Origin of the sequence: Cesiribacter sp. SM1 (assembly GCF_020178975.1) — a bacterium.
Taxonomy (GTDB): domain Bacteria; phylum Bacteroidota; class Bacteroidia; order Cytophagales; family Cyclobacteriaceae; genus Cesiribacter.
On sequence record NZ_JAHXBU010000089.1, the window covers coordinates 307,320 to 325,146 of the forward strand.

The window sequence follows — 17,827 nt, forward strand, 5'->3', positions numbered from 1 at the left end:
TATGAGTTTTATTATCTGCAGCAGACTAACTCTTTTCCCAAACCTGCTATACTTGCCTGCCTGGCCCGGAAGAAATATCCTGCAGCCATTGGCAGCATTTATAAGGTAACAAGGTAACATGGGATAAAATTGTACATCGGGCCTGCAGAATTCCCTGGCTTTTTCACCTCTGACTAAATTTTTAAAGGCATGCACAACCACCGCAAATATATGCCTTTCATGAGCAGCATATTTTCTAAACATCTGTTCTTTCTAAGCATACTACTGGCAGTGAATCTGTTGGCAGCAAGGGCACAATCCTTTAACCTACAGTGGGCAGCACGCCAGGATCTCAACGTTCTGCTCCCACCCTCTGTTAGAATTTATGAGGCAAACGGTACTTTGCCTGATGGAGCCCCCATACGTGCCACCTATGCTACCATAGACCTAAGCGATAAAAACCTACACTTCCGCGCAGTAGGCAGCAATACCCTTCGGCAAACTACCCGGGAGGCCTACCGGCAAAATCACGGAATACTGGCCATCAATGGTGGTTACTTTTCTGCCAATTCTTCTGTAAGCCTGCTTGTTTCTGATGGCGAAGTAATAGCAAAGGGCGCTGCAGGAACACCTGTAAGAGGTGCCTTTGGCCTGGTAAATGGCAAACCTGAAATTGTATGGCCTTTTGTATCTGAACCGGACAACAGCCTTTACTACTACTCCAGCCCGAAACCACCCTCAGCTGCTACAGGAGGAGCCAGGCGCTGGATGGCAAGCCAGGCGGTAGGAGGTGGTCCTGTATTGGTGAAAGAAGGTAAAATCAGAGACACCAGCAAAGAAGAGGGTTTTGCCGGAAGCCACCTGGACCGCCACCCGCGTTCTGCCATAGGCTACCTGAATGAGCACACGGTGCTGGTGATGGTAGTAGATGGCAGGCAACAGGCTAGTGCAGGTGTTACCATAAAAGAATTAGCCCGGCTTATGCTGGAGGCAGGCTGCCTGGAAGCAGTAAACCTGGATGGCGGTGGCTCATCAGCCCTTGTAGCAGCCGATGAAGTAGCAAACATTCCTACTGATATTCCGGGTGGCAACCGCTACAGCCTTCGTAAAAATGCTTCAGCCCTGGTATTGTCGGAGCTCACGCCTACAGCAAAGCATCAGGTGCATTATATAGATACTGACAGCCGCTCTTATACTGAAAGGGGATTATGGCGCAACAGCAACCAGCTTCATCAGTACGGCAACACCGCCTCCCGCCTGGCCTCGGCAAATAAGGAGTACAATAAAGCAATTTATTATTTCGATAGCATTGGCCGCAACAGGTATCAGCTGGCCGCCTGGTGGACGGTAAACACCGAAGCAAATACCAGAGAAGCCCGGTATGTGGTACACCATGGCAACAAGACAGATACCCTGCGGGTGAACCAGGCTTCTCTATCCGCCAGCGGCAAGTGGAATGTACTTGGAGAATACAGGCTTGGCCCCGGTGATTATCTGGAGCTGATCGGAAATAAGCAGGATGGCAAGCTGGTGGCAGATGCTATACGACTGGTAACGCTGGAAGCACTGCCTGAGCTGCGCCCGCGCGGAGATTTACGGATTGCCGTAATCAGCGACCTTAACTCCGGCCTGGGCGCCGCCACCTATGAATGGCAGGTAGACAGCATCATAGCCCGCATACCGCGTATCTGGCAGCCAGACCTGGTGATTTGCGGAGGCGATATGGTTGCCGGCATGGGCGTTTCTGATACCAGCACCCTCTCCAAGATGTGGGCCGGTTTCGATAAACACATTGCAAGCCCTTTGCGAAAGGCAAACATTCCCTTTGCATTTACCCTGGGCAACCACGATGGGCCCCGCTCCTATCCAGCAGAGCGTAAAGCAACTGCAGCTTACTGGAATAAGCCTGAAAGCGAAACAGGATTACAATTTACAGACCGCAGCCACTTTCCCCACTACTACTCTTTTGTGAAAGACAGTGTATTTGTAGTCTCCTGGGATGCTTCCTCTGCCGAGATAACAGAAGAGAACCTACGCTGGATGGCAACGCAATTTGAGAAGGAGGAAGCAAAAAAGGCAAAATTCCGGTTTGTGATAGGCCACATGCCCCTGTACAGTGTAGCCCAGGAGCGTAACTCTGCAGGCAATGTATTGGCACAGCCAGAAAAGCTGCGCCAGCTGCTGCAAAAATACAAGGTCCATACCTACATCAGTGGCCACCAGCATGCATACTATCCCGGTAAGCGGGGTGCACTGGAGCTGCTGAATGCCGGCGCCGCAGGTGCTGGTGCCAGAGGCTGGCTTGGAATGGAAAATACGCCCCTGCACACCATCACCATCATGGACCTGTTTTATGAACAGGACAGCATTACGTACACCACTTACGACATACAGCAAAGGGCTGCCAAAGACATGGCTGTTTTAGACGATAATGCCTTACCTACTGTTATGTTTGGCATCAATGGCCACCTCCTGCGCCACAATGTGCCGGAAGCGCAGGAGGCCTCAGGCGTTTTCTCCGGCTTCAACACAACTGCAGAGAATGGATTAGCAGGCAAAGGCTATGCAAGGGCAAAGATCAGCAATGGTAAGTTAATGCTTGATGGTGACATTAGCGGCCTGGGAGCAGAGGCACGAAGCACCCCCCTTACCTTAGGCTTATACTCAGGCAGAAATACAGAAGAAGGCCAGCTGCTGCATCCGATCAGGTTCAGTCCAAAAAAAGGGGGCTCCGGTACATTTAAAGGCACATTCGACCTCACAGAAGAGCTGGCAGAACTTTTGTCGGCAGGAGCACTCTACCTCATGCTCCGTACAGATAACCAGCCACAGGGAATCCTGCGAGCACAGTTATATGCTGCTCCTAACAGTCCGCCGGCAGCTCCGTCTTTTACTTCTCATAACGAGCGCAATGTATACGCAGTACGCAATGTAGAAGCGCTGTACTCCATAAACTGGGCAAAATCAGCTGATCCTGATGGTGATTTTGTGGCATACACCTACCAGGTGGCCACCGATAACCAGTTCAGCAACCTGCTCCTGAATAAAAAAACAGGTCGTGTTCCTTTCCTTAAACTAACAGAAGAAGAGTGGTACCAATGGCTGGGGGAGTCTGCAGAAGGAGAAACCGTTCAGCTTTACCACCGCATAATTGCAACAGATGGCAAACACCTCTCCTATGGGCCTGCTGCTTCCCTTAGGCTGATGAAAAGCCATGAGCCCCTGGAAGATTATATAGAAGTAGCGCCTCCTGATTATGTATTTGATGGCAAGATAGAAAACGCAGCCGGTGCCGGCTATGGAGCCCTCTGGGACAAGCAAGGAAAGCTATGGCTGGCCGATTATAACGGGGCACTTATCATCAAGCTGCAGAACGGCAGCCCTGCACCCTTTTCACCCCTTAAGTCTATCAGTGTAAATGGCACTAACTATTCCCTTAACCCGGTTAATGGCATAGGCTTAGACCTGGACGGCAACATACTGGTTGGCCGTAACCGCCATCTGCTAAAAATAAACGCCGGCACCGGCGAGGGCATGGCAGTCTGGGAAGTACCTGAAGGCAGACGGGCTATTACGTCTCCCAGGGTTAACAACAAGGGAGAGATCTATGCCATGTCGCTCTTCGCCGAAGACCCAAATTATGTACTAAAACAAAGCATAAAAGATCCTGCCACTTTTGAGCTGATCCGCAGCCTGGATCTGCCCAACCGCATCCTTGCCCGCACCTTTGATATGACAACCGACGGACTTACCCTGTACTTTCCCAACCCCGGCAGCCCCAGTATTCAAAAGTACAGCAGCAAAGACGGCATCACTTATACACAAGCGGAAGACATCAGCAGCACACTGGCAGGCTGCAATGCCCTGCAGCTTGCCGGTAACAGCGCTATATACACGGCTGTACGCTCCAATGGCATACTCCCTGCTACTTTTCACTTTCGAGATGATGCGCGTAAAATAATGTGGACACTGCCCCTGCCGGAGCTTAACGGAGCCGAAGCCAGGGGCATAGGAGTATCGCCAGATGGAGAAACCCTCATTTTTTGCAGCTGGGATAAAGGCGGTGGTTTTTACCGCTACACATTAAAACGGGATGTACCAAAATAGTGCCGCCAAATATTAATCACCATGGCAAATTTTTCAACTTTACAGAACAAAGCAACAGGCATTCTACTGCTTGCCTGCCTGCTTTTTAGCACTTTTAGTGGCAAGCAAGGTGCTGCAATGGCAAGCAACCCTCCTGCACGGGTAGTGGTTGGAGCCGAACGCCTGCTGCAAGCCGATTTTCTGCCCCTGATCAGGAACAAGCGGCTGGGGCTGGTTATCAACCATACCAGTCTGCTGCCAGACGGCAGACACCTGGCCGATGTACTGCACCAACATCCTGATGTACAGCTGACCGTATTATTTGGGCCTGAACATGGCATCAGGGGCGAGGAAGACAATCATGTAAGCAATGGCACCGATCCCAGAACCGGCCTGCCCGTAGTCTCCCTCTACGGAAAGGTAAGAAAACCTACTGCAGAGATGCTGCAAAATGTTGATGTACTGATATTTGACATTCAGGACGTGGGTGCCCGTTTCTATACCTACATTGCCACCATGAACCATGTAATGGAGGCCGCGGCAGAGCACAACATCCCATTCATGGTGCTGGATCGGCCTAATGCCATTGGCGGACAGTATGTAGACGGGCCCGTGGGTGAAAAAGCCAGGGAGCCGGTAACTGGCCCGCAACAATTGCCTGTAACCCATGGCATGACCGTAGGCGAGCTTGCGCTCATGTTCAACGGAGAGCGTGCGGCTAAAAATTTACCACAGGCAAAGCTTACCGTTGTACCCATGCAAAATTACAGCCGCCAACAGTGGTACAACGAAACAGGATTACCCTGGGTAAAGCCATCACCCAACATGCTAACCCTTACAACCGCCACAGTATATCCGGCTACCTGCCTGCTGGAAGGCACCAACATATCCGAAGCCCGCGGCACGCTGCAACCTTTCGAACGTATTGGTGCCCCCTGGATAAACGGAGAAGCACTTACGAAAAAACTAAATGAATACAGATTAGCAGGCGTTACTTTCCGGCCGGTTTCCTTTATACCCGACAGCGTAGTAGATGGTATCAGGATCTATCCACCCAAGTTCCTGGGGCAAAACTGCGAAGGCACCGAAATAGTAGTAACCGACAGGAAAGCTTTTGCCTCTGCACAGGCTGGTGTTTATATACTGCACGCACTCTACAGCCTCTACCCCAAAGAAATGGAATGGCGGGAGGCGCGCATGGATCGCCTGTGGGGTACGCCCCAGGTACGCCGCCAGCTGCAGGAAGGACGTACTCCGGCGGAAATTGTAAAAGAATGGAACGACGAGCTGGCATATTTTCGCCAGGTGCGAAACAAGTACCTCCTCTACTGAACTATGCACAAACATCTACGGGGTTTCCTCCCCCAGAAGACTACAAATAGAATAAATGCTTACCACCTCCCTGCTTCAGCCGGCACAAAAACAGATCACGCGCTAACAATACCAGGCCAATTAACCAACAGTACAAATCAGTTAACAAACACAGACTTTATTAGCAGCTAACCCATGTACCTGAAAAGAATACCAATTGCTACCATACTCTGCTTTAGTGCTTTCATGAGCATGTTCGCTGCTATCGCCCCTGTTCAGGGACAGACTGGCACAAAAGAGCAGGCGGTCTCCATTATTCCGCAGCCACTCTGGCTTGCTACCCAGCCAGGCAACTTTTCCCTGAATGCTAATACCCGGATTTATGTAGACCCGAAAAATGCAGAGCTTGAAAAGATTGGCCAGTACCTGGCTTCTGAAATAAAGGCAGTAAGTGGTGTATTGCCCAGGGTGGTGCAGCAAAGCCCGGCCAGGAAAAGCAGGAATCATATCCATCTTAGCCTGCTTAATCCGGTAGATTCTTTGGGCAACGAGGGATATACGCTTGCCATTCAGCCCACTGGCGTTAGGCTGACAGCCAAAACCCCGCAGGGTCTTTTTTTAGGTACACAAACCATCCGGCAGCTTTTGCCTGCAACACCCACTGCAGCCCATATACAATTACCGGCCCTGGAAATAGCCGATAAAGCCCGCTTTGACTGGCGGGGCATGCACCTGGATGTCAGCCGTCATTTTTTCCCGCTTGCGTTCATCAAGCAATACATTGACTTCCTCGCCATGCATAAGATGAATACCTTTCACTGGCACCTCACCGACGACCAGGGCTGGCGCATTGAAATAAAAAAATATCCTAAACTAACCGAGGTTGGCGCCTGGCGCGACAGCACCCTCATTGGCCATTATCATAAAAATTTTCCGCATCAGTACGATGGAGAGCGCTATGGCGGCTACTATACACAGGAGCAGATACGGGAGGTGGTGAAATACGCGCAGGATCGATACATTACCGTGGTACCGGAGATAGAAATGCCCGGTCATTCCCTGGCTGCGCTAGCTGCCTATCCGGAGCTTTCCTGCACAGGCGGTCCCTTTCAGGCAGCACAGAAGTGGGGCATTTTTGAAGATGTGTATTGCGCCGGCAACGAACAAACCTTCGAGTTCCTGGAAGATGTACTGACAGAAGTATTTGAGCTGTTCCCCAGTCCGTACATACACCTTGGCGGTGATGAATCTCCCAAAGCGCGCTGGAAAGAATGCCCCAGCTGCCAGGCCCGCATTAAAGCAGAAAACCTGGAGGACGAACACGAACTGCAGAGCTACTTTATTCAGCGCATGGAGAAGTTTGTAAATGCCAATGGCAGAAAGATTATCGGCTGGGATGAAATTCTGGAAGGTGGCCTGGCTCCTAATGCCACCGTTATGTCCTGGCGCGGCACCAAAGGCGGAATTGCCGCAGCAAAGGCTGGCCATTATGTAGTAATGACTCCTGCCACCCATGTATATTTTGATCATTACCAGGGAGATTATGAAATGGAACCCACCACCATTGGTGGCTTTACCCCCCTGCAAAAAGTATACAATTATGAGCCTATACCTGCCGAGCTTACTGCAGATGAGCAGAAGTATATATTAGGTGCCCAGGCCAACGTCTGGACAGAATACATGAAAACGCCAGAACAGGTAACCTACATGAGCCTGCCCCGAATGTCGGCCCTGGCTGAAGTACTCTGGACAGCTGCTGACCAAAAAGACTGGGAAAGCTTTAAGCAGCGCATGGAGCAGCAGTACATGCGTTTTAATGCCATGGGCATCAATTATTCAAAAAGCGCTTATGATGTAAGGCCAGAGCTTACGCCAGATTTTGCAACGCGCACTGTGAGCGTAAAACTGGAAAATGATGCAGCCGGCACCCACATCTATTACACACTTGATGGAACAGATCCTACCCCTGCCACTGCCCTGGCCTATACCGAACCCTTTATTTTAAATAAACCTGCCCTGCTGAAAGTAGGCTCGTTTGCAAATAACAACCTGGTTAGCCGGGTAAGCACAACGCCTGTAACCATTAGCAAGGCATTTGGGCGACCGCTTGCCCTGACCACCGCAGCACACAGCAGCTACCAGAGCAGCGGCCCCTCTTCATTAGTGAACGGAGAAACCGGCACTACTAATAATTACGATGGCAGGTGGCTGGGCTTTTATGCACAGGATATGGAAGCCGTGATTGACCTCGAAAACATAGAAACCATCAGCAAGCTTAGCAGCTCGTACCTGCAAAGCATTGGTTTCAGAATTATACTACCGGCCGAGGTAAGCTATGCAGTTTCACTGGATGGCAAAAGTTACACTACCTTAAAAACGGTTAGCAGCGCACCCGATCCCGCAAGGGGCGGTGTTTTCAAAGAAAGTTTTACGGCAGAGGTACCTCCCACCAAAGCCCGTTATGTAAAAGTAACTGCCCGCAACATCATGAGCCTGCCCGACTGGCATCGTGCTGCAGGTCAAAAAGCCTGGCTCTTTGCCGACGAAATTGTGGTGGAGTAAGCACCTGCATCTACATTACCTCCAGCCGGACGCTGGCTTCTGAACCAAAGCGACAGACTTCTGGATTAGCCGGGAACAACACCAGCTACTCTTTTCCATGCTCCATGAGCAGCTGGTACAACTTTTCCTGCAGAACTTTCCCTGCGCAACTGGCTTCAACATAGCCTTTGTGTCTCCCCATATTATTGGCCGGCATGTTATACTTATACCATCGTGCGTTAAGGATTAAAGCCACTGATAATCTGCCTGTTATCATCTTATACAGCTAAATACAAGCCCTCATTCTCCTGAAGAGGGAGATCTGTTTGCATTTAGAGGTGAAATCACCATTCCTGTTTTTAGCTGACAGATTCCCGCCTGCGCGGGGATGACCATTAAGGAGCAATTAGCGCTGTTGCTAACTCATCACTCAGGTTATACTACCTTACAGCTTAGGCAGCAGCTTAAGCTTCAACATCAGAAGTTCATATACACAGCACAAAAAAGCCCTCCTGTTTTACAACAGGGGGCTTTAAACTAAACCAACCAACCAATTAACAAAGTATCACTATCGTTCCCTCCAATAATCTATGTTTGTAGATTTAGGGGTTTCGGAATAAGTGCCTCTGATCTGTGTAGAATACACCCTGCCCATGGTTGCCAGATTAAATGTATGCTGTATATAGGGCGTTGATGTAGAGGGATCATATTCAGTGCCTGCAGGAAACAATTTATACGTATAGGCGCCTGGCTTTAACTCCTTGTACTCGCCATGCTCCTTAAACCCGATGTTGGTGCCCAGGGCAATAACTTCCTCTTCCTGCGCAGGTGCATCATCAGTAGCCGGCAGTGCTGCTCTAATCGCATAGGCATCTACATTAAAGGGCATTCCGGACATGGTATTCACAAACCTCCAGTAGTTTTTTACAGGATCTGCCGCAGGCAGGTTATCTTCAGCCAGGTAAATTTCATACTTAGCTGTTGTGCCTACCAGGTATGCCGAGTAGTTCTTATCTGTTTGCAGGCTTACATCTGCAGTTGCCAGCACCTCGGCAGATCCGGTACCGGTAATGGCCACTGTATCTATGGCACTTAGGGTAAAGTTACCTGCAGGCAGTACTGCATAGGCATTGCTGGGATAGATAGAACCATACAAATTACCCAGCACATCATTATTGGCGGTAGATGCAACAGCAGTAACTTTTTCATTATCCAGGTAGAAGTTAGCGCGGGGAGCGCCCTCTACATGGAAAAAGAATTTAACATGAGCAGCCTCCGGTACCGGTTCTGTCAGTTCCGGAATTCCATTCTTCTCACAGGCGCTTAGCAGCAGGCCCGCCGCCAGCAACATAAATGATTTATTAAGTATTTCTTTCATGATGTCTGTTATTATTCGGGCTTGCTAAACCATGTTTCGTAGGTATGATAATCTTCTTCAAAGCCTCCCAGCTCTTCCAGTGCCTGCTTATTCCACATGTACTCGGAGTTAAACCTTGGGCGTGCTCTGTATGCCGGTTTTTCCTGGTTGGAAATATGCAGAGGATCTGGCAGCACAAAGCCTTTATACACTGGATCGGCTGCATTTTGGTCGTAATGATACCTTCTCATATCTGACCAGGTCTCCAGAAAGCCCCAGCCCCAGGTAGCAATGTACTTTTGCAACATAATTTTTGATAGGCTAAGCCCTGCTTCTGTAGTAGGCATGAGTTCTTCGCTGGCCATATATTCGGCTTTTCGCTGATCAAACACTTCCTTGTCCGGGGCATAGTTACGGGCAAAATCCATGTGAGCATTTACCCCTGCTGTATAGGCTTCAAGAGCCATACCCTTATTGTTGGCAATCCAGGCTGCCTCTGCTTTAATAAACTGCAGCTGCGAATATGTCATGAGCGGGAATAGCGCATCGTTGCCGAAAAAGTAAATCTGCGGTTCTGTAGTTGCTTCAATATCCAGGGTATTCCACAGGGTTTTAGGTCTTTGGCTTGCCAGGGCAGCCGGCCATTCAGTAAAACCTACACCAGGGGTAACGCCTCTGTATTGTCCGTCGGGAGAGGGTGCCAGCATCGCAGTAAGGCGTGGGTCTTTCAGGTGCTGCCCTGCAAACTGCTCCTGCGGATCTTCGCCAATCAGCGCAGGGTCTGTAAGCACAGGATTACTGCCATCCAGTAAGCCAACAATAAACTTGCTTTGCCTGTAATACCTGATATTATTTCTTCGCGGACCAAAGAAGTTAGAATTAGCAGACACTTCTCCCTGAAAGCCAATCTGGGCATTATCTGCATTGCTGCTCAGGGCCTGATCTACATACCCGATTACCTGGGCCGGATCATACGTGGATTTGTTGGTAAGGCGATGAGCATTAATGGCCAGTAGTCCGTAAGCAAATTTCTTCCATTTCTCCCTGTCTCCTCCATAGATCAGGTCTGCTTCGCTCAGGCCCGAGCTGGCAGCATCCAGACCATCAGTTCTATCCAGGTTTTCAATTCCCAGCATTAAAAGCCGCTGAATTTCTGCATAAACTGTTTGTTCATCATCATAGTCAAATACCCTTCTATCCGGATCGAACGCCTGGGTAACAATTACAGGTCCGTGGTAGTCGGTAAGCACCTGCCAGCCAAAGGCCCTCAGGATATAGCCAACTCCTACAAAATCATACTTCTTGTTAAGTTCTCCACTTTCTATCATGTCGGAGAGGTTATACCCCATGCTCCAGTACACTGCCCGCCACAACTGGGCATAAGTATCTGCCAGTGGGTTTGCATGCAGATCCAGCGAATAATTAACGTCTGTGTAGCCCCAGTTTTGGGTATAAAATCCGGCAAAGCGGCCATCCCACTGTACAGCCACGGCCAGCTCCGACTGGATTTGCGGCAGGAATAACTCAGGCTGCAGTAGTGCATCGGGTCCGTTTGGATTGGTATTAACATCCAAGAAGTCTTCGCAGGCAGTAGTAGCAAATAAGCTAACTGCTATAAGAGAAGCACATAATATTTTTTTCATTTGATTTCCTGATTAAAGTCCGATTCTAACACCAAAGTTTATGCCTCTTGGCAGGGGAAAATTACCGTAGTCAATGCCGGCACCACCAGCACCACCCACGGCAGCAGAGTTGCCGTTTGCAACCGGATCGAGGCCAGAGTAGTTGGTAAGCAGGAACAGATCGGTGCCGGTTACAAACACACTGGCATCTTTAATGATTCTGCTACGATCCAGCAGGTTTTGAGGCAGGCGGTAATTCAGGGTAATATCCCGCAGACGCACCCAGTTGATGTCTTTCTCGATAAAGTTTTGATGCGGATAAATAGATGCCCAGTAATTTGAGTTTCTGGAAAGATCTATTGCTATGTTGTTTTCAGTGGGATTTTCAGAATTTTCCAGCCCATCTTTCAATACACCGGCTACAATTCTGGGTTCCTCCCGGTTTAGGGTGCGCATGCTAAGGCCCCTGGTGGTAAGGTAATGCTCTGTTGCGTTGTACACATCGCCGCCTTTCCTAAAATCAAGCAGGAAGTTAAGCGACAGGTTTTTGTAGGTAAAGGTGTTGGTAAGGCCTACTGTAAAATCAGGCTGCCGATCGCCTACAACCACCCACTCGCTCGTGTTCAGCATTGGCAAACCAGTAGTTGGGTTAACCAGCACATCGCCATTATCATTACGCTGAAAGTCGTATCCGGTAAAAGAAGTAAGGGGCCCTCCTACCCTGGAGCCTACCCGCACGTTGCCATACAGCCAGGTATCTGAATTATAGAACTCCTGCACATCGCCCGGCAGGCTTACCAGTTCACTCCTGTTCCTGGTGTAATTAGCCAGTATGTCCCATGAAAAATTATTCTTTAAGATCGGAGTGGCACTTAACTGCAGCTCAATGCCTTCATTCTGAATTTCACCGGCATTGAAAGTCATCAGTACAAAACCTGTAGCATAGCTAAGGCGCATGTTTTGCACAATCTGGTCAACAGATTTCTTATTGAAATAGGTAGCATCGATTCCAAAGCGGTTCTTGAAGAACTTAAGCTCTGCACCATATTCATAAGAAGTAGTCATCTCCGGCATCAGGTTTAAGCTGGGGCCGCTAAAGCCGTAGCGGAAGCCACCACCTGTGGTAGCAGCAGCCTCATAAAAAGGCCTGATACGGTATGGACTTGCATCTTTACCCACCTGGGCAATGGAAGCCCTAAGCTTACCATAGGAGAGTATGTGATAGATTCCTTCCAGAGGAGCCAGCTCTGTAAACACAAAGCTTAAACCGGCAGAAGGATAAAAGAAGGAATTATTTTTAACCGGCAGCGTAGAGCTCCAGTCGTTGCGGCCTGTGAGCGTCAGGAACAAAAGCTCGTCATAGTTCAGATTAAGGCTACCCCACAACCCAAGTAAGCGTCGCTGGGTTAAATTGTTATAAGCCCGCTGCGTTTCCAGCCTGGTGTTGTTGATAGACCAAAGATCCGGTGCCTGAAAATCCTCACCGCTTGCGGCTGCACTAAAGGTATTATAATCATATATGGTGGTACCTATCTTCAAATCTGCAGAAAGCTTATCATTGAAAAAGGCTGCCGGGGCTACCTGTGCATAGGCCTGCATGGTAAGGTTTCTGTTTGTGATAAGAGCCTGGTCAAACAAACCGCCGTATGCCCTGCCTGCATTAGATTCCGGATGGCGCACAATAGTGTTTTTCTCTGTATAGTAATCAACCCCAGCCTGCCCAACAAATTTTAACCAGTCTGTGGCCGATGCTGATAGTTGCGCATTCAGGCGGTACCTGTCTGTTAGAGAATTGAATACATTCTTATTCACATTAAAGAAAGGGTTCTCTACATCGGAGGCAAATTCGGCATAATCCCTCCTTTCACCGGTTGGCGTAAGGTAGTTACTGGCATTGTCTGTTGTAGGCCACAAGAGCAGGTGCAGCAACGGCCCTCCAACGCCCCTGAAGGTCTGGTCGTTATCTGAACGGGTGTAGTCAAAGGTAACATCTGTTGATATACGATCATTGAGCTTAGCCGTGATTGCAGAAGAGAGGTTGAGCCTCTCCAGGCCGGTTCTGGGAATAAAGCCTTCGGCATCGGTATAAGCACCTGAAATACGGTACTGTATGTTTTCAGTACCCCCTGTAAATGCCAGGTTATGCTTTTGGGTTTGTGCGGTCTGGAAAAAATCCCTTACGTTATCGTAAAACTGAGTTTCTGCAGGATACTTAGCACCAAAGTAGTAAAGCTCTTCTTCGCCTTCTACAGTATAGCCATTGGCACCCCTGCCATATACCTGCTGTATCTCTGGATAGCGCACAATTTTATCTACCCTGAAGCTGTTGCTGTAGTTAATGCGGGCAGCACCAGCCTTACCTCGTTTGGTGGTAATTACAATTGCTCCTGAGGCAGCTTCTATACCATACAGGGCGGCAGCTTCCGGCCCTTTTAATACAGTAACGCTCTCTATATCTTCCGGGTTAATATCCGCAGCCCTGTTAGTAAAGTCTACCCCTCTGTTTTCGAAAGACTTGGCCCCGCCGCCAATGGAAGAAGCAAACACTGCCGTAGAGGTAGTGTTATTGCTGATAGGCAAACCATCCACAACAAAGAGAGGCTGGTTACTTCCACTAAGGGAGCTTATACCACGAATCACTATAGAAGAGGACGAACCAGGAAGACCGGAGGTAGCATTTACCTCTACACCTGCAATACGACCCGCAAGACCATTCACAAAGTTTTCGCGCTGTGTTTGAGCAATGGTAGCACCTTTCACTTCTGTTACCGCATAGCCCAGGGCTTTTTTCTCCTGCTCTATACCCAGTGCAGTCACCACAACTTCGTCAAGGGTTTCATTGTCAGGCCGCATTACTATGTCTATGGTAGTAGCATTTCCTACCTTGCGCTCCTGCATTGTCATGCCAATAAACCTGAATTCCAATACATCTTCAGGAGCTGCCTTAATGGAGTAACGGCCATCAATATCTGTTACTGCGCCATTGGTGGTGCCCCTCACCATCACAGTAACCCCGGGCAATCCTGAACCATCTTCGGAAGTTGTTACCCTCCCGCTTATGGTCTTGCTCTGGGCAAAACCTGCCTGGGCTATAAGCAAGCTCAAGGCAAACAGCATAAATCGTAATCCTCTTTTCATATCAAAAATTAAGTAACTGTTAATTGAATCGGTGAAATATCAGACCTACCTGTCTTAGTAAGTTGCTGTACTTTAAAATTGGTTTGCTAAGCACGAACTTGCCGCTTAGCCGCTTCACCAGAAGAAGTGCTAATCCTCCCTGTTGGCAAAATTCCAACAAGACATAATTCTCTACTTATATATAAAGGCTGCAGCCGGAGTACACGAAAGACTCTACTACCAGGGACCTGAGTTTCTGCCTGCTCTGTTTAACAGGCAATCGCAGCGTTAGCCAGACTAAGAACCCGCAAGAAACCGTAACAGATGTACTAAAAAGAGTAAATTTTAATCTAATAAATGAAAAACGCAGACAATTGCCTAATACTTGTGCACTTTTTTTTAGCAAATCGGCATAAAACAGCAAAAAGTAAGCGCAAACCTGCATGTAAGCTATTCATGGCCTGCATCACCATATAATAAGACTGGCTTGTGGCAGAAAGGTCGTTTTTAACAATAACCTGCCCTGAGTATTTTCCCTTTTATGCGGGTACGTTATCAGGTCTAGGTGTTGAAACACATCAAGCACTTACTGACTTTAGAGGAAGAAGAGCATCCGTGCTTTCATCTAAAAAAAAGAAGCCCCCTGTAACCAACAAACAGGGGGCTTTTACAATAAACCAAACAACACTACTAACTTCTATTCATCAAATACCTTTAGCTCCCACAGGCCGGTGCGGGTAAGGTTGGGGCTTTGGCTAAGAATGCTGATGCGCACATAGCGGGCATCTGCCTCTTTCCGGTGGCTCACGGGCCACACTGCTGCCTGCGCATTATTACCCTCTGCATAGAGTTGCCAGTTGGTACCCTCTGCAGAATGTTCAATGCGGTACTGGTAATCGCCCATCACCTGGTCAAAAACAGGCTGAATCTCTTTAATGCTGATGCTTTTCCCAAAATCGGCCTGCAGCCATACTGGTGATGTTGCTTTCGGAGCCGCCCAAAGAGTACCGTAGTCGCCATCGAATGCCTTTTGGGCGCCGAGTGCCGGACCTACAGTTGCAGATGCTTCGGTTGCGACTGGCTGTACAGGCTGGCGGATGTTGGCAGTGTTTACAAAATCAAGCGGCACTCCCCGGTCGGTGGCTACCACTGGCTTAATGGTGCCATCATCCTCAAAAGCCAGCTTATCGATGAATACCTGGCGGATAAGATCACCCCCGGGCTTTGCCTCCGGCAGTGCATGGGCGTGATAAACAATATAGTACTGGTCGCCGCGCTTGAGGGTATAATGATGTCCCGGGCCTGTAACCTTGCCATCGGGTGTTGATTTTAAAATGGGGCTGTTCCTGCCCTCTGTAAACGGACCCATCGGGCTGTTGGAAGTTGCGTAGCGCACTTTGTAGGTGGAGTCGTAGTAGAGGCTATCGGAGTACATGAGGTAGTAAATGCCGTTTCTTTTCATCATGTGCGGCCCCTCGAAATACTCATTTGGTGTGATCAGCTTAGGCTCCTCTTTGAAGGAAACCATATCCTTATTCAACCTGCCTACGGCACAGATGCCATCTTTAAAATCGAAGCCTGAGCCCCAGTATAGGTAGGCCTGTCCATCGTCGTCAACAAAGCAGTCGGCATCGATGCTGTGCATTTTTTCCCACCACTGCCGGTTTTTGATAAAAATGCTATCGCCACCCAGTATGTTGGTAAAGGGGCCTTTGGGATGATCGGCTACGCCTGCGTATATATTATGATCGGTGGAGGTGTATAAATAAAACCTGCCATCGGTGCCCTGGGTAACGGCCGGTGCCCAGATATCGGGCTTACCCATGCTGGTGGGCCAGTTAAGCCTGGTCAGCTTCCAGTCTGTAAAGTCGGGAGAGTACCATACGGTGGCTTCGCTGCCGGTGGTGGCATAAATGTAAAAGGTATCCTGATGCACCAGGATACATGGATCGGCAAAATTGCCTGGCAGGATAGGATTGCCTGAAAACACAACCTCCTGTTGCTCCAGTTGTTGCTCCTGCTCTTCTGTTACCTGCTGCTCCCCACTGCCGGAGCAACTTTGCTGCAGGTACAGGAGGCTCATCAGGATAAACAGATAAGGATAAGGCCGTGTATTTGTGCTGGTACAGAGTCTCTTCATGTTTTATATAGCGGTACTTTTGAAATCTATGTCTGGTTCTAATTAATTGCTTCGGTTGTTAGGCGAAACCAGTTAAAAGCTGCCGTTGCGCCTGCAGGACCCTGTGCGGTGAGTCCTACCCGCACTGCCCGGTCCCAGGGTGGCAGGTAGGAGGCATCCAGAGATTGCTGATTCAGCGTATTCCAGTTTGTGCCATCCAAACTCCAGGAAAACTGCAGCTGGTCTCCCTCCCTGGCTACCAGCCTTAGCTGTACCTGCTCTGCGGCAGGAGCAGGCACCTGTGCCACGGTATTTCTCTTGTTTTCCTGCACTGTCCAGAGAGTAATATTATCTGCGCCCACCGAGATGCCCACCGCATTTTCCTGATCGCCAATGGCCGCAAGGCCTGCCTGGGTGCCCCTTTGTAGCTGGGCCTTATCTACAGCGGTGGTCACTGTATAGTCTGGCGTGGTGGTGCGCTGCGCCAGCAGGTTTCCTATTTTCTCAGGAGAAGCCTGCAGCACCAGCTTCCCATCCTGCACGGATGTCAGGCTGTAAAAGGAGGGCTGCTTATCTACCGGCCACTGCCAGCCTTCCGGCAATTCATCCTCCTTAAATTCTTCTGTAACACTTAGGTTATCCGGACTATTCTCCTGGTGAGGTGCTACGGCCGTAACACTTGGCGCATCTTCGCTGAAGTAGGGCCAGCCTTCATCATTCCAGTAAATCTTGTCGAGCAGTCCCTCACGGCCGGTGTATACGGTACCATCGGTGCTGTAGGCATGGTACAGGAAGTAGTAGTCGCCCTGCGGGTCGGTTACTACTGAGCCATGCCCTGCACATTTCCAGGCTTCGTTCTGCTTCATGATGGGATTGCCGCTGTACTTCTCCCAGGGACCTTTAAGATTACGGGCACGGGCTACCCCAACGCCATAGGTACACTCACGGCCGCAGCAGGCATCGCCGGAGTAGAAGGTGTAAAAATAATCCCCTTTGCGCATAACATAAGCCCCCTCCACCAGACCACCCTCCCAGGTGCCTGGCTCGTTGCGGAATAGCTCAAACATCTCACCCAAGAGCTGGGTGCGCTCTTCGTTCATGCGCTGGCCCCACATAGGGGTAGGCAAGCCTCGGCTGTTGCCATCTTCTTTCCAGATCAGGTACAAATCTCCATTTTCATCCCTGATGGGAAAGCCATCGATAGAGCCTACCTCCTGGCACACCAGCGGGCCATGATCGGTGTAAGGCCCTGTTGGATTACTGGCGCTGGCTACGCCAACACAAAGGTTGCCGCCCTTCTTTTTTGCAGTGTAGTAGATGTAGTAGGTACCCCCTTCATAAACAATTTCGGGAGCCCAGAAGTGGGCTTCGGCCCAATCGGGCAGCTTTTCCGGAAAAACATGCCCCCTTATTTCCCAGTCTACCAGGTTGGTGGAATGCAGCAGCGGGTACAGGGGCGCCCATTCCGAAGAGGTAGCTGTAGCCCAGTAATCATCGCCCACCCGTACTACTGAAGGGTCGGCAAAGTCGCCGGGCAAAACCGGGTTCTGATAGGTTACTGCCGTGCTGCTGGCAGCTGTATCAGGAGCACTGGTCTCCGTAACAGCCGTATTCCTTTCACTACATGAAGCATAGGTAAAGCTGATGAGGCAGAGATATAGGTATATTTTTTTCATGGCTAATTAAAGTCTGGTT

8 protein-coding genes are annotated in these 17,827 nt (G+C 49.6%); 3 read left to right on the forward strand and 5 right to left on the reverse strand.

The features are described from left to right. Window positions 1-189: 189 nt before the first annotated feature. From KWJ01_RS16375 to KWJ01_RS16385, 3 genes are all read left to right on the forward strand, one after another. Window positions 190-4,086: a phosphodiester glycosidase family protein gene (locus tag KWJ01_RS16375; RefSeq protein ID WP_224997857.1), complete on the forward strand. Its 3,897-nt coding sequence runs from the start codon at window positions 190-192 to the stop codon at window positions 4,084-4,086. A gap of 21 nt (window positions 4,087-4,107) precedes the next feature. After that, window positions 4,108-5,397, forward strand: coding sequence for an exo-beta-N-acetylmuramidase NamZ domain-containing protein (locus tag KWJ01_RS16380; protein ID WP_224997859.1), 1,290 nt, complete (start codon window positions 4,108-4,110; stop codon window positions 5,395-5,397). 174 nt (window positions 5,398-5,571) lie between these two features. Continuing rightward, the gene (locus tag KWJ01_RS16385) at window positions 5,572-7,938 is read left to right on the forward strand and encodes a glycoside hydrolase family 20 protein (RefSeq protein ID WP_224997860.1); all 2,367 of its coding nucleotides are present in this window, start codon (window positions 5,572-5,574) and stop codon (window positions 7,936-7,938) included. 547 nt (window positions 7,939-8,485) lie between these two features. Here the strand turns inward: KWJ01_RS16385 and KWJ01_RS16390 are convergent. From KWJ01_RS16390 to KWJ01_RS16410, 5 genes are all read right to left on the reverse strand, one after another. Next, entirely contained in the window at window positions 8,486-9,295 is an 810-nt protein-coding gene (locus tag KWJ01_RS16390; RefSeq protein ID WP_224997861.1) for a DUF4397 domain-containing protein, read from the reverse strand. A gap of 11 nt (window positions 9,296-9,306) precedes the next feature. Then, complete coding sequence (locus KWJ01_RS16395) at window positions 9,307-10,917, reverse strand: SusD/RagB family nutrient-binding outer membrane lipoprotein (protein ID WP_224997862.1); 1,611 nt, start codon at window positions 10,915-10,917, stop codon at window positions 9,307-9,309. A gap of 12 nt (window positions 10,918-10,929) precedes the next feature. After that, complete coding sequence (locus KWJ01_RS16400) at window positions 10,930-14,034, reverse strand: SusC/RagA family TonB-linked outer membrane protein (RefSeq protein ID WP_224997863.1); 3,105 nt, start codon at window positions 14,032-14,034, stop codon at window positions 10,930-10,932. A gap of 676 nt (window positions 14,035-14,710) precedes the next feature. Beyond that, window positions 14,711-16,153: a family 43 glycosylhydrolase gene (locus tag KWJ01_RS16405; RefSeq protein WP_224997864.1), complete on the reverse strand. Its 1,443-nt coding sequence runs from the start codon at window positions 16,151-16,153 to the stop codon at window positions 14,711-14,713. A gap of 38 nt (window positions 16,154-16,191) precedes the next feature. After that, on the reverse strand, window positions 16,192-17,808 hold the full coding sequence (locus tag KWJ01_RS16410; RefSeq protein WP_224997865.1) for a family 43 glycosylhydrolase: 1,617 nt from the start codon (window positions 17,806-17,808) through the stop codon (window positions 16,192-16,194). Between the last annotated feature and the right edge of the window lie 19 nt (window positions 17,809-17,827).